Here is a 14,158-nt window from a genome sequence, read left to right as displayed (position 1 = left end):
GCGGTAAACTTAATATTCCCTTTAAAAGCCAAGGCTACTGCATGCACGCACTGATTGTGGAACCCAGCCCGACTTATCAGCGTATTTTGTCCCGCATGCTGCAAAGCTACGATTTTCAATTGAGTTTTGTCGACTCGGCAACTGCCGGCTTTCGGGCGTTAACCCAGCAACGCTTTCAGATGATTTGCGTTGCCATGTATCTGCCCGATTTAACCGGTATCGATTTTTGTCAGCATGTCCGGCAGCGTGACAGCGAAGTGCCGATCTTTATTGTTACCTCAGAGACCGATCCGGAGTTGCTGTCATCAGCACTGACTGCCGGTGCCAGTGATATTATCCGTAAAGATGATTTGCCGCGGTTAGAAGAAAGCCTGCATGCGCTGATCCCTCTGGGGCCCTTCCGATATAACATCAGCGGTAAAGCGCTGTACCTGGAAGACAGTTTGACGGTGGCCAAAGCGACAGATGCCAAACTAAAACGGCTTGGTTTACAGATGGATCATGCGTTTTCGATCCAACAGGCGCTGCAGTTACTTGATAACCACATGTACGAGCTGATCATGACAGATATCGTACTGCAGGATAATGAAACCGGTATAGAGTTTATTCAGCAGCTGCGCGCAGATCATCGCTTTGCGCAAACCCCCATTCTGGCCGTTACCAGCCTGGAAAGCGTCAACCGGCGCATTCAGGCGCTGCAATCCGGTGCCAATGACTATATTTCCAAACCTGTGCTGGACGAAGAGCTTTTTGCCCGCATTAATAACCTGATATCCGCCACCCGTCTGGTTGAACAACTGACCCGCGAACGGCAACGCTTGCTGGAACTGGCGACAAAAGACCATCTTACGGGTTTATATAACCGGCATTTTCTTACCGAACTGGCCAAACGCCGTTTTGTCGACGCTAACCGCCAGCGCAGTGCGTTAGCCACGCTGGTGCTGGACGTCGATCATTTTAAGCAAATTAACGATCAATATGGCCATCAAACCGGTGATCGGGTATTAAAACGTATTGCCAGCGCCTTACAGGCGCAATGCTCTGAAGATGAATACATAGCCCGTTTTGGCGGAGAAGAGTTTGTCGTGTTATTAACCGGCTGCACACTAAATGCCGCCAGTGAAAAAGCCCGGCAGCTGTGCAAAACGTTGCAACAACTGCAACCTGAAGGCATCAGCACCAGTGTTAGCATTGGCGTAACCTGTCTCAGTGCGACGCAGGACGAATACTTCGATGAAGTGTTTGCCCGTGCCGATAAAGCGTTGTATCAAGCCAAACAACAAGGCCGCAATCAGGTGGTTACCCTGGCGCCTTAAATCAGTGGCAATATCCTGCCAGCGCGCAAACACCAGCTAAGTTAAATGACCTTAGAATAGCGCCGTTGGCCTTGTGCCAGATAGGCATCAAAACAGGCGCAGATACTGCGTACCCACAACCGGCCACTGTCGGTTACTTTTATCCGCCCGGCATACACCTCAACCAGGCCGTCTTCCATAAAGGCAGTAAGCCGCTCTAATGCTTCAGCAAAGTATTGCCAAAAGCCACTTAGCTGCCACTGTCGGCTAAAGGCCTCGACATCAAGTTCGAAATGACAGATTAGCTGGCTGATTAATGCTGCACGTAATTTGTCATCGGCATCTAAACTAAAGCCGCGCTCTACCGGCAGCTGGCCGCTGTTTATTGCGGCATAATATTGTGCTAAGTCTTTACTGTTTTGCCACAACACCCCGTTTACCTGGCTGATACTGGATACGCCCAGGCCAACTAGTGCATCCTGACCGGCGCAGGTGTAGCCCTGAAAATTGCGCTGCAGCTTACCGGCTTGTTGTGCTTTGGCCAGGGCGTCATCTGCCTTAGCAAAGTGATCCATGCCGATAAATTGATAGCCGGCACCAACAAAGCGATTAATCGCCAGCTGCATCAGCTCAAGCTTTAACGGCGCAGCCGGCAGGCTGGCATCGGGTATTTTACGCTGGGCAGCAAAGCGCTCGGGTAAATGGGCATAGCTAAATAACGAAATACGATCGGGATTTAAGCGGATAATCTCCTCTACCGTTGCGGCAAAGCTGGCGCTGTGCTGAAACGGCAGGCCATAGATAAGGTCAAGATTAATCGAGCTAAAGCCCAGCTCACGGCTAAGCGCAACCTGATGGCGGATAAGATCGGTATCCTGGGGCCGGTTAATGGCAATTTGTACTGTTTCATCTAAATCCTGCACGCCAAAGCTAACACGGTTAAAACCCAGGGTACGTAAATGCCGTAACTTGTCGTCACTGCAACTGCGCGGGTCTATTTCAATGCTGACTTCGGCATCAGGCTTAATGTTAAAGTACTGCTGCAACAGCGCCATCAGCCGGCTTAGCTGCGCTTCGGTTAAAAAGGTCGGTGTACCGCCGCCTAAATGCAGCTGGTTAATCACCTTATCGCCAAGCAATGGCTGATATAACGCCATCTCCCGTGCTAAAGCATCGAGGTAAATGTCGGCTTTGTGCTGATGACGGGTCACCACTTTATTGCAGCCACAGTAATAACACAGCTTATGGCAAAACGGGATATGCAAGTACAGGCTAAGCTGGTTTGCTCCCTGGCTGATAGCCGTCTGAATTTGCGTACGGTCAAAGTTGCTGTTTAGCGCCAGTGCGGTTGGGTACGAGGTATAACGCGGGCCATTAATATTGTATTTGTCGATTAACCTGGCGTCCCATTTAAACCCTTGCATCTTGACCTCGTTTTATACTGTGATGACGTTGTGCCAAAACGCAGTATAGGAGGTTAAGCCGAATCACATCTTGATGTGTATCAAGCAGGCGGCTCCTGATTCAACAATGGCTATAACGCTAGCAGCGCGCTTTGCTTCGCGGCCAGGCATCAATGGGCTTGATTAAGCGCCTGAGCAAGCTCCTTACTGAGGTATTGCCACACTTCGTTTACGGCCCGGCTACGTGCCTCTTTTTCTAAACAAACCAGGTGAATCGGGGCTGCATCGGGGTGATGCCATGCTGTTAAGACTGCCTTTAATTTTCCTGCCTGTAATTCGGGTTTAATTAAAATAGGGTCAACCCGAATGATGCCCATGCCCATACAGGCAAGTTCAACTAAGGTGCGGCCATCGTCAGATGCTGTAGCAGGCGAAATGTGGATGGTTTGAATATCGCCAATTGGGCTGCAAAAGTGCCAGTGCTCCATGGCTAGTTTTTGATGGCGAAAGATGATGCATTGATGTGCACTAAGGTCGCTTGGTTCATCAAGCTTAGCTGCATTTTGCAGGTAAGCAGGACTGGCAAAACAGGCCCATGATTTAATGCCAATTTGACGGGCAACTAAAGATGAATCGGGTAATTGACCGACCCGCAGTGCAATGTCTATCCCCAGTTCAATCAGGTCAACTACCCGATCATCAAGGTTAATGTCTATTACTATCTCAGGAAACAGCCGCTTTAGATCGGGTAACAAGGGAAGTAAATAACGTTGGCCGATAAGGGTCGAGCTACTGATTTTTACCCGTCCACTTGGCCTGATGTGTGCCTGTTCGGTCAGTTTAGCGGTATTACTCAATAAGTCAGCAAGTGAGTCAGTGATGACAAGTAACTCTTTGCCAGCATCGGTGAGGTTTAATTGCCGGGTACTGCGCTGCAGCAATCTTAAGCCTAAATGTTGTTCAAGCTGGGCTATTTTTTTACTGACTGATGAACGGGGTAATTGCAGCGCGTCTGCGGTGGCTTGAAAGCTGCCTAGCTGGGTAACACGACGAAACAGATATAAATTAGGCAGCTGAAGGTGCAATGTTGTTGTGTCGATATTCATAAATACGTTCTCTTACAGAAACAATGAGTTTCTTTTTTGATGCCTTATTGGAAACGATTCTGCGGGGTATGCTGTGCGTCGTCAACTTATTATCGACAGGACATCAGCAATGCAAACTTCGTTACAAGGAAAAACCATTTTAATCACTGGCGCGACAGCAGGTATAGGTTTTGCCTCAGCACAATCGTTGTTGCTACAAGGGGCTAAATTAGTGATCACAGGCCGAAATCAGACGCGCTTAAACCACGCGGTGAAGGCGCTTGGTGAACAGGTGACCCCGGTATTGTGTGACAACGCCAATGTTGAACAAATTCAGCAAATGGTCATGCAGCTTCAGCGCGACAACATTCAACTCGATGGCCTGATTTTAAATGCCGGCGTATTTTATCCGGCGCCATTTGAGCAAATGAGTTTAGAAAACTTTACCAGTACTATGGCGGTCAATTTTAATGGCCCGGCGTTAATGTTACAGGCGTTACTGCCATGTTTGAAAAATCCAAGCAGTGTAGTCTTTGTATCGAGTGTTGCAGTATTAAAAGCGTTTACCGGTGCTGGCGTTTATAGTGCCAGTAAAGCTGCGTTCGAAGGCTTAGCAAGAGTGCTTAATTCAGAATTGGCTTCGCGTGGCATTCGGATTAACTCGATTCGTCCAGGTGTAACCGCCACCGAAATTCAGGCCAAAGCAGGGATGGACGATGGCGCAATCAGTGTGTTTTTTGAGTCACTCAGTAGTACGCCCGTTGGTCGGGTTTTAGTGCCCGATGACCTTATTCCTGCCATCAATTATTTAATCTCTGATGCCAGTGTTGGTTTACGTAATGCGTATATTGACATCGATGGTGGATTTGGACTTTAGTTGCGTCAATAGCTAATAAGAAGCTTTAGGGGTTTGGTTACAAAATTAAACTTATGAGCTTGTTGTTTTTTATCAGGTTGTTGAAAAATGCGGCTAAGAACCTACCGCGCTTTGGTGTACAACCTTTTGCTGAGCTTTGCACCGATGTCAAAAAACGCCGCCCTAAGGCGGCGTGTGCCGCACTAATCGCGGTATTTTGCTTTAAGTGCCTTAACCGACTTTACCAGCTTGCTAAATTGCCGCTCGTGGGCGCGCTTTTGCTGCAGTGATGCGCTGTTGCGTGCCTGTTCGGTATTTAGTTTTTGGTAGTTGGTTAACCGCCTTGCATCTAACGCACCTTGCGCAATAGCCAGCTGTACCGCGCAGCCAGGTTCAGCAACATGCTGGCAGTCGCTGAAGCGGCACTGGTTGGCTAAGGCGTCAATGTCGGCAAAAGCACGGCGAATTCCTTCGTCACAGTCTGTCAGTTGCAGTTCACGCATACCGGGCGTATCAATTACTACGGCGCCACCGGCAATAAAATGCATGGAGCGCCCTGTTGTGGTATGCCGGCCTTTACTGTCATCAGCCCTTATTGCCGCGGTTTTTTGCATGCCGCTGCCAGTCAGGGTATTCACTAACGTCGACTTACCGACACCAGAAGAGCCCACCACTGCCAGGGTATTGCCGGCTTTACACCAGTGCTGCAAGGTAGTGCTGCAACTGGCGTCGAGCGCATTAACTACCTCGACCATCAGCATGGCGTCCAGCTGGTTAACCTGCTGCAAAAAGGCGTCGATATCGGCGCATAAGTCCATCTTGGTTAATACCAATAACGGTTCGGCACCGGCGTCGTGAGCCAGAGTCAGGTAACGCTCTATCCGGCTTAAGTTAAAGTCATGGTTTAACGAGCAGACAATAATCAGCGTATCAACGTTAGCAGCAATAAGTTGCTCGGCTAGCTGGCTGCCGGCCGCTTTGCGTTTGAACAACGACTTTCTTGTTAACAGCCGCATAAGACCGCCTGCAGCATCTAACAGCAGCCAATCACCAATGGTTATCGGTGGCAACATGGCGCTGGCATTTAAACGGCACGGGCCCTGTAATGTTATCAGCTCATAGCCACTGCGGTGGTGTGCCGTTACCCGGGCGATAATGCTGTTTTCAAATTCGGGCAAACTAAGTTGTTGTTGAAAAAAAGCCTGCCACCCCAGGTGTTGTAATGTTGAGGGTAAGTTCATGTCATTTCCTTCTGCCCACAGTAAAGCACTGCGTGCACAGTAAAAATGGGTAGGAGCTCTGGAATAAGGCAAAGGTAACCGTATTAAGCGGTTAGCAGAGTTCCCGGTCAGCAAACACCGGGCAAAGGCAGGTTAACGTATAAGGTAAAGCTTTAACTTACGCCGCAGCCTTCGCCGGGTGGGTCATTACAACAATCATCAAATTTTCCTTCTCAGGCTGAACAACGCAAAAAAGTATACCGATAGTAAACGGCAAAAGCCAATCTGGTTTTGTTCAATAAACGCTTATCAGATATGTTTATATATATCTGCTCTATGCCCGATTTTTATAACGTGCACCACTAACTGGCTATCTTTGATTTCATAGATAATTCGATATAGCCCTTGCCTGATACGGTACAGATCTTGACCACTTAGCTTGATAGCGCCTTCTGTTCTTGGATTTTCAGCAAGTGAATCAATTTTGGCTAGTATTTTTTTTATATCTGCTTTTGGTAATGCCGTTAGATCTTTGGCAACCGATTTTTTGAACGATATTTTATATTTTGCCATCGGCATGCAGACTGTTTAGTAATTCTTCATAAGATATTTCTGCTTCATTGGCTCTTTGTCTCACCGCAGCAAGATCTTCCTGATCCTCGCGCATAAGTAATCTTACCGCTTCATCGATAAGTTCTGAAACCGACGTATCTGAAGAGGCCGCTCTAAGCTTTAGCGCTTGATGAATAGACGGCTCAAAGTAGACGGTTGATCGTTTGGATAACGTGCTCATACACCACCTCAAATAGAATGACACTACAACACTATAGCATCATAACGTTTTAGTGGCGAGAAGCTAAGCTGGTGCAACAGCGCGCTGAGCCGACAGCGGTATTTCACATCTGTTTCACGGCGCAATCGTTACGCTTCGATGACTAAGCCATTGAAGAGATAACAGCATGTCACTATCTGCGTTAAGTAGCATTTTGCTGACCAACGTCAGCCACAGCTTCAGCCACCAAGGCCATCAGGTGCAGTTGTTTCAGCAGCTGAGCCTGAACATTGAACAAGGCCAGTCTTATGCCATTACCGGGCCGTCGGGCTCGGGTAAGTCCAGTTTATTAATGTTGATGGCAGGGCTGGAGCTGCCAAGTGCCGGCCAGGTAGCCTACCTGCAACATGGCCGCAGCATGGCGCTGACGCAGCTGCGACAAGACATTGGCTTTGTGTTTCAGCAGTTTCATTTATTGCCGGAGCTTACCGCACTACACAATGTGGCTTTGCCGCTTAAACTACGCGGCGAAAAACATGCCGAAGCCACAGCCAGCGCCTGGCTGGAAAAAGTCGGCCTGGGCCACAGGCTTAACCACAAGCCACAGCAATTGAGTGGTGGCGAGCAGCAGCGGGCCGCCATTGCCAGAGCCTTAGTGTTTCAACCTAAGTTTATTTTCGCTGATGAGCCCACCGGCAACCTGGATAGCAAAAGCGCCGCCGATGTAGCCGACTTGCTATTTAGTTGCTGCCGGCAAAATGGTGCGGCGCTGGTTATGGTAACCCATAGTGCGCCATTGGCCGCGCGGGCACAGCAGGTGCTGGCTTTTAATAATGGCAACTGTGCCTTGCTGGCGAAGACGCAGACGGAGGTGCCGCATGCGTGTTGAGAAGCTGCAACTGGCCTGGCATTGTTATCAGCAGCAAAAGCAGCACAGCAAAGCGCGCGTGCTGCGCTGGGTACAAGGCATACTGCTGCTGTTTATCGTTACGCTAAGCCAAACCAGCGCTAATATTCAGGCCTATCTGGGCCTTAACTTAGCCAACCTGCTGGGTGCCGACTTGGTGCTAAGCCAACCGCGTGCGCTGACAGCCAGCCAATATACCGAGCTCAGTGCGATGGCAGAGCAAATTGTACTCACTGAAAGCTTAACCACTACCCTAACCCACAACGGCCAGTGGCAACGGGCAACACTAAAAGCCGTGGCCGAAGATTACCCGTTGCAGGGAGAACTGCAAAGCGCCGCCTACGCCGGCGAGCCAGACAGTGCCAGCAGCCAGGGCCCGGCGGTCGGTGAAATCTGGCTTGATTCGCGCTTACTGGCTGGCTTAGGGCTGCAGATCGGCGAACAACTGCACATTGGCGGCCAGCAGCTGACTGTGGCGCGTGTGTTACTGCACGAGCCAGACCGGCTGATGGAAGGCCATAACGTGGAAATGCGCGCCCTGCTGCATCGCGCTGATCTGCAGCAGTTTAGTGCTGCCGACGATATCATTCAGCACCGCTATCTGGTCTCAGCCAATGCTCAGCAAATTGCCACTATTTTGCAGTGGCAAAAAAACCAGTTACCGGCTGCGCAGCTGCACCATAAGCACGGTGCCCACCCGTTAGCCCTGTTTTGGCAACGCACCGAGAATTTTATTGGCTTAGCCTCGGTATTATTATTTTTTATGGCCGCCATCGCCATGCAACAACTTAGCCGGGCCCAGCTGCAGCAACAGCAATTATTCAGTGCAGTGTGCCTGAGCCTGGGTGCAACAAAACAAACCGTGTTGCTGATTGCCGTACTTAACTGGCTTTTCGGCTTTTTATCCTTGTTGCCGCCGGTACTGGCGCTGTCCGCACTGTGTCACTGGTTGTTGCTGCAATGGCTTAAACTGCATGCCTTTGCCGGGCAAGAGCTGGCCGGCAGCGTTACCGCCCTGACCTGGCAGCCCGACATAGTATTGGCCGTAACAGCCGTTGTCGCCGGTGCGACGATTTTTTTTGTGTTCAATCTACCGCTGTGGCTGGCGCTGTGGCAATGCTCAGTACGACAGTTAATTCAGCCACAGCAGCAGCGCATCAGTAGCGCTATCGTACTTGGCTGCGCTTTGCTGGTACTGGCCGCCGTGGCGTTATATTACTCCGATAATGCCCTGCTGAGCGCCATGCTGCTTGGCGCCATGGCAATAAGTATAGTGCTGCTGTTAGCGCTGAGCTGGCTGGTTCTGTCGCTTGGCGAAAAACTTAGCCAGCCGTTTTCCGGTTTGCTGCCATTTGCGCTCTATATGATGAAGCAGCGCCTGCTGAGCAAAACCACCCAAGTTTTAGGCATAGGGCTGGCGGCCTTTTTGTTGCTGTTTACCTTAATGCTGCTAAAAGATTTAGGCGACAGTATGACCGCCCATCAACGGGCGCATGATGGCAATTTACTGGTGTCGCAGGCAAGTGCCACGCAAATGGCCGCGCTTGAGTTATGGGCCGCGCAGCATGCCATTGCGATACGCCAGCACAAACCCTTTATGTACGCCCAGCTTACCCATGTCAACGGCGGCCTGCTGTCTGATGTCATGCAAAAACCCAGTGACAGTCTGGCGACCTTCAGCCGTCCGGTGCGGCTGCATTGGAGCGCTGCAATACCCGGTAACAACCGGCTGGTTAGCGGCCAATGGTGGCAAAGCTCAGCTGACAACTGGCAGCAACTGTCGGTTGAGCAGGAAGTGATGACCGACCTGGGCCTGCAGCTGGGCGACAAGTTAGGCCTGGTTATTGCCGGGCACTATGTCGAGTTCAGCATAACCGCCACACATGCCTATAAAAGCGGCGCCGGCGCCATTACCTTCTGGCTGCAAATGCCGCCTGCTGCACTGGCACATATCAGCGCGCCGCATTACGCCATGGCCAGCCTGGAATTACAGCCACAGCAGTTTGCCTTGCTTGGCCAGCTTTGGCAGCAACACCCGACGCTGCGCATGGTATCGCTGCAAGAGCTGACCCAACGCTTTGACAGCAGCCTGGCTATGGTTACCCAGCTTATCAGTGCTTTTGCCGGCTTAATTACGCTGCTTGCCAGCATTGTTATCGTGTCTTCGGTGCAGGCTGTTGAAGCACAGGAGCAGAAAAAGAACAGCATTATTCTCAGTTTCGGCCTGTCAAAACGCACCTGTCTGCAGCTCAATAGCATCGAGTGGCTGGTAACCGGCGCAGTTGCCGCCGCCAGCGCCATTGTCGCTACCTGGCTGGCCGGTTTGCTGATTTATCAGTCGCAGTTCGCTTTACCTTATCAGCCTGATTTTGGCTGGCTACTGGCTACTGTGACCATCATCTTATCGCTGGTGACGGCACTGGGAATTTTGTTAAGTCAACGCAGTTTGTCCGGCTCGGTGCGCCAGCTGCTGGCGGAGTAAAACGCATGGCACATATACAGCAGCGTCATTTTTCACATGGCTTTTTCACATGCGTTTCACAGCGGCTTTGCCATGCTGGCAGCGCAACCCCATGAATAAGGAGCACACCATGAAACAACCGACACACTATATTCTGCTTGTAGTTAGCTTGCTTAGCGCCTTGTTTGGTGCGCTGGCCAATCGCCCGGCTTTTGCCGCCACGCCCGACAGCAAAAGCATTGTTATGATACTCAGTGGCTATGGCCAGCCCGAACAACAAACGCCGGGCTATGAGTTTGATGAATTTGCCAAAGCCTACCTGGTATTTCAGGCGCATGGTATCAGGGTGGATATTGCCAGCCCGCAAGGCGGCAAAATACAGGCTGATAAATACGATCCAGCCAAAAGCTATAACCAGCAAGTGCTGAACGATGCGGCGATTATGGCGAAGTTAAACAACAGCCTGAGCACAGCGCAGCTAAAGGCCAGCGACTACAACGGCATTTTTATCGTTGGCGGCAAAGGTGCCATGTTCGATCTGCCCAAAGATCCTGCTCTGCAGCAGCTGATCGCTGACATCTATCAGCAGCAAGGCACCGTGGCCGCGGTATGCCATGGCCCGGCGGCGCTGGTTAACGTTAAATTAGCCGACGGCAGCTATCTGGTTGCCAATAAAGTAGTAAACGGCTTTAGCAACGAAGAAGAGCATTTATTTGGTAAAAAATGGCTGGCTGACTTTGACTTTATGCTGCAGGACAAGCTGATTGAGCGCGGCGGCCACTTTCAATCCAGTCCAATGATGCTAAGCCATGTGGCAGTGGATAACCGGCTGATCACCGGCCAGAACCCGGCGTCTACCGTTGTCGTAGCCCGCGAGCTGGTAAAAGCGCTTGGCATCACGCTGCTGCCGATGGCACCGTACAAAGATGATGCTACGCTGGCGCTGGTGGCCAGCTGGTTAAACGGCAACATGACTGCAGCGCAACTGCTAGCAGCCGATGCCGCGCAGTATCAGCTTGAATTACTCGGCATGTACGGGTATTACTATCGTCATAGTGCCGGTACTGCCCAAGCGCTACAACAGGCGCTGGTATTGATGCAAGCCGGCCAAAGCACCATTAACAACCCGGCGTTGGATATGGCTGTTGCGCAAACGCAGCTTAAACTGGGTGACAAAGCCGCCGCACGGGCCACCCTGCAGCAGATTTTAGCCACGAAGCCCGATTTTGCTGCCGCCACAGCACTGCTGGCGACGTTATAGCCTTAAACTGTATGAACTGGATTAAGTAATGAACAAGCCCGCTGCCCTGCAGGTACTGCTGATTGAAGATGAGCTGAGCATTGCGAAAAATATCGCCGGCTATATGGAGCAAAAAGGCCATATCTTTGATTTTGCCACTAACGGCAAGCACGGGCTAGCCTTAGCACTGCAACAATATTACGACCTGATCATTCTGGATCTGAACCTGCCGGGCATGGATGGCCTGCAGCTATGCACACAGTTACGCCAACAGGCAGAGCGGCATATTCCGCTACTGATGCTGACGGCCAGAGACAGCATTGAAGATAAAGTCAGCGGCTTTCAGGTCGGCACCGACGATTACCTGACCAAGCCGTTTTCGTTGCAGGAGTTGGAAGTGCGCTGCCTGGCGTTGTCGCGCCGCCATCTGTTGCAACAGCAACACAGCATAACCCTGGGGCCGCTGGAGCTGGATAAACAGCGCCGCATAGCCAAACGCGATGGCCAGCAGCTGGCCCTTAATGCTATGGGCTATAAAATCTTGCTGCTGCTGGCCGAAGCTTACCCGCAGGTGGTCAGCCGCAGCGAACTAAGCCGGCAGCTATGGCGCGACGAGCCGACCGAATCTGATGCGCTGCGCTCACATATTTATCAGCTGCGTACTGTGCTGGATAAACCTTTTGCTTATCCGCTGTTAAAAACGGTATTTGGTGTCGGTTTTACGCTGGAGATAGCCGCTACATGAGCGCACGACACAACAAGGCGAAATTTCACAGCTTAAGCCGCCGTATCGTGCTGCAGTTTTGTGTTTTCACTCTGGTAATTTCTGCGGTGTACGGCCTTATCGCCTTTGTGCTGATGTACACGCTGGAAGACAGCTTTATTGAACAACAGTTGCAACAGGAAGCGGCCTACCTTAGCAGGCAATATCAACAAACAAGTCGCTGGCCCGCGCCACGAAGCAATTCGATGCAACTGCATTTTAGCCGCGACACCCTGCCCGCTGAAATACGTAACAAAGCGCTGGCAGAGCCAGAGCGCATAGAATTCTTCGGCCAGCAGGGTTTGCATTATCACTTGTACAGGGTGAGCGCGCAGCCAGAGGTGTTGCTACTGGCCGAAGTCAGCCAGCAGTTACTGGTGCGGCCTATTCGTGGCGGTGTGCTGCAGTTTCTGGTTATCAGCGCCTTGATCGTAAGCTGTATTGCCTGCCTTATCGCCTGGTTTGTCAGCCGTAAAACTACCCGGCCGCTAAAACAGCTGGCAGCACTGGTTGATAGTGTGCCGTCACAGCAGCTGCCGCAGCGTTTTTCCAACCAATTTGCCAGCCAGTTTGCCAACGATGAAGTGGGCATTTTAGCCCGCACACTGCAGCAGAGCCTGACTGGCATTGCCAGCGCACTGCAGCGCGAAAAAAGCTTTACCGCCGATGTCAGCCACGAGCTGCGCACCCCGCTGGCGGTGATTAAAAACGCGGTTGAACTATGGCAAAGCCAACAAACCGGCAGTAAAGCGGCCGCTCAGCTGCAGGCAGCGCCTGGCGGCGAACAGCAGTTAATGACGCGAATTTATGACGCCGCAGTGCAAATGGAAAAAACCGTGCAAACGCTGCTTATTCTGGCCAGAGAAGAACATACCGCCGTTAAACACAACAGCACGGCACTGATGCCGCAGCTCGAGCGGGCCATTTTGGATAACAGCCTGCTGCTACAAAGCAAGCCGGTAACAGTGCAGCTGTGTGACAGTTGCCAGGTTAACATTAACGCCAATGCCGACATGCTAAAAGTGCTGCTGGATAATTTGCTGAGCAATGCCTTTAAATACACCGAAGCCGGCGAGGTCAGCATTGCCTTTAATGCTAACTGCCTGCTGATCCGCGACACCGGCCCTGGCATAGCGGCCGATATTTACCCGCATATCACCGAGGCGGGGGTAAAAGGCCGGCACAGTACCGGCTTTGGTTTTGGCTTAGCCATCGTCAAACGATTATGTGAACATCAGGGCTGGCAGATGAGCGTAAGCAGTGATCAGGGCACGACGGTCAGCGTTTGTTTTGCCACATAACGATAGTCTGAGAAGGTATCGGTTGAGACTTCATCAATTTGCGTAAAAAAAGCAAAGGTGCCCTTCATCCGCATTTGCTGCTGTAGTGGCAATATTGCATTGTCGATTTTAGTAAAGCGCAGCGTCAGGTTAAATTCGCTGATATTGGCACTAAACAGCGGCGAAAAGTCTGCCGTGTTGCTAATTTCAATGCTGTCGATATAGTACTGTGCTTTATTAAAGCGCAGCGAGCCTTGCAGTTTTTTGCTGACATCCTCTCCCAGCTGACTTAAATACACCTGAAAACTGGCCTGCAGATACTGCGGGTTCTCAAACGTCAGCTGTAAGCTCTCTAGCTGAATTAGCTCACTTAGCCTGACAGAAAAATTCTGTTGCCCGGCTTTCTTAACCTGCTGTTGTTTTGCCGCAGCAAACTTGCGCTGCTGTTTGTTATCCGGCTGCCGGCCGTTAATGCTGAGTAACTGCCATTGGTTGTCTGCTGCTTTTGCCGGGTCAAACAGCTCGATACTGCTGCTGATATCGCCCTCTTCGTTTTCATAGCGATCAATTCGATAAGCCCAGTCCCGCCGCGATCGTTGCTCAAACTGGCTAACTGCAGCGGCAATAGTGCGCTGCAAATCGGCAGCAGAAGGCTGCGCATTCAGCGCCTGCTGTTTTGTGCCACTGATATCAGCTGCCTGCAGCTGCGCCGCCAAGCCAATGCCAAGCAGCAACCGGTAATATTTTTTAGCCATACTATGCCTTATTGATAAACCAAACAGGCAATCAAATTAACCTAAGGCGTGTGAAAGCGGCGTGAAATCAACTTTGCAGAAACTTGCCCGAAGCGTGGACAAGGCGGTGTTTTCAGCGCGT

Annotated in this window: 13 protein-coding genes; 7 read left to right on the top strand and 6 right to left on the bottom strand. The window is 51.1% G+C overall.

All coding sequences use genetic code 11. The features are described from left to right. The first annotated feature begins 41 nt into the window (after positions 1–41). Entirely contained in the window at positions 42–1,316 is a 1,275-nt protein-coding gene (locus MN202_RS15530) for a GGDEF domain-containing response regulator (RefSeq protein ID WP_335737054.1), read from the top strand. 41 nt (positions 1,317–1,357) lie between these two features. Here MN202_RS15530 and hemN read toward each other — a convergent pair whose 3' ends face one another. Beyond that, positions 1,358–2,719 carry an oxygen-independent coproporphyrinogen III oxidase gene (gene hemN / locus MN202_RS15525; protein ID WP_335737053.1) on the bottom strand — a complete coding sequence of 454 codons (1,362 nt, stop codon included), beginning with the start codon at positions 2,717–2,719 and terminating at the stop codon, positions 1,358–1,360. Positions 2,720–2,868: 149 nt separating this feature from the next. Then, on the bottom strand, positions 2,869–3,804 hold the full coding sequence (locus MN202_RS15520) for a LysR family transcriptional regulator (protein ID WP_335737052.1): 936 nt from the start codon (positions 3,802–3,804) through the stop codon (positions 2,869–2,871). 109 nt (positions 3,805–3,913) lie between these two features. On the opposite strand from MN202_RS15520, the gene MN202_RS15515 reads away from it, so the two are divergent. After that, positions 3,914–4,660, top strand: coding sequence for an SDR family NAD(P)-dependent oxidoreductase (locus tag MN202_RS15515; RefSeq protein WP_335737051.1), 747 nt, complete (start codon positions 3,914–3,916; stop codon positions 4,658–4,660). Between the two features lie 182 nt (positions 4,661–4,842). Here the strand turns inward: MN202_RS15515 and rsgA are convergent, their stop codons facing one another. The 3 genes from rsgA to MN202_RS15500 all read right to left on the bottom strand — a co-directional run bounded on the left by rsgA (position 4,843) and on the right by MN202_RS15500 (position 6,652). Further along, positions 4,843–5,880: a ribosome small subunit-dependent GTPase A gene (gene rsgA / locus MN202_RS15510; RefSeq protein ID WP_335737050.1), complete on the bottom strand. Its 1,038-nt coding sequence runs from the start codon at positions 5,878–5,880 to the stop codon at positions 4,843–4,845. Between the two features lie 288 nt (positions 5,881–6,168). Further along, a complete protein-coding gene (locus tag MN202_RS15505) occupies positions 6,169–6,438 on the bottom strand; it encodes a type II toxin-antitoxin system RelE family toxin (RefSeq protein WP_335737049.1) in 270 nt (89 codons plus the stop codon). Further along, entirely contained in the window at positions 6,419–6,652 is a 234-nt protein-coding gene (locus tag MN202_RS15500) for a ribbon-helix-helix domain-containing protein (RefSeq protein ID WP_335737048.1), read from the bottom strand. Before MN202_RS15500 ends, MN202_RS15505 begins: the two co-directional genes overlap by 20 nt. A gap of 166 nt (positions 6,653–6,818) precedes the next feature. On the opposite strand from MN202_RS15500, the gene MN202_RS15495 reads away from it, so the two are divergent. The 5 genes from MN202_RS15495 to MN202_RS15475 all read left to right on the top strand — a co-directional run bounded on the left by MN202_RS15495 (position 6,819) and on the right by MN202_RS15475 (position 13,303). After that, on the top strand, positions 6,819–7,520 hold the full coding sequence (locus MN202_RS15495) for an ABC transporter ATP-binding protein (protein ID WP_335737047.1): 702 nt from the start codon (positions 6,819–6,821) through the stop codon (positions 7,518–7,520). After that, positions 7,510–10,020 carry an ABC transporter permease gene (locus MN202_RS15490; RefSeq protein WP_335737046.1) on the top strand — a complete coding sequence of 837 codons (2,511 nt, stop codon included), beginning with the start codon at positions 7,510–7,512 and terminating at the stop codon, positions 10,018–10,020. The genes MN202_RS15495 and MN202_RS15490 overlap by 11 nt, the downstream gene beginning before the upstream one ends. Positions 10,021–10,129: 109 nt before the next feature. Beyond that, positions 10,130–11,260, top strand: coding sequence for a type 1 glutamine amidotransferase domain-containing protein (locus tag MN202_RS15485; RefSeq protein WP_335737045.1), 1,131 nt, complete (start codon positions 10,130–10,132; stop codon positions 11,258–11,260). Positions 11,261–11,288: 28 nt separating this feature from the next. After that, the gene (locus tag MN202_RS15480) at positions 11,289–11,984 is read left to right on the top strand and encodes a response regulator transcription factor (RefSeq protein ID WP_335737044.1); all 696 of its coding nucleotides are present in this window, start codon (positions 11,289–11,291) and stop codon (positions 11,982–11,984) included. Further along, on the top strand, positions 11,981–13,303 hold the full coding sequence (locus MN202_RS15475; RefSeq protein WP_335737043.1) for a HAMP domain-containing sensor histidine kinase: 1,323 nt from the start codon (positions 11,981–11,983) through the stop codon (positions 13,301–13,303). The genes MN202_RS15480 and MN202_RS15475 overlap by 4 nt, the downstream gene beginning before the upstream one ends. Here the strand turns inward: MN202_RS15475 and MN202_RS15470 are convergent. After that, complete coding sequence (locus MN202_RS15470) at positions 13,267–14,037, bottom strand: hypothetical protein (RefSeq protein ID WP_335737042.1); 771 nt, start codon at positions 14,035–14,037, stop codon at positions 13,267–13,269. The genes MN202_RS15475 and MN202_RS15470 overlap by 37 nt on opposite strands. Between the last annotated feature and the right edge of the window lie 121 nt (positions 14,038–14,158).

The organism is Rheinheimera muenzenbergensis, from assembly GCF_036984005.1.
Lineage (GTDB): Bacteria > Pseudomonadota > Gammaproteobacteria > Enterobacterales > Alteromonadaceae > Alishewanella > Alishewanella muenzenbergensis.
The sequence above is the reverse complement of the archived record's forward strand: the minus strand, read 5'-3'. Positions and strand labels throughout refer to the sequence as shown.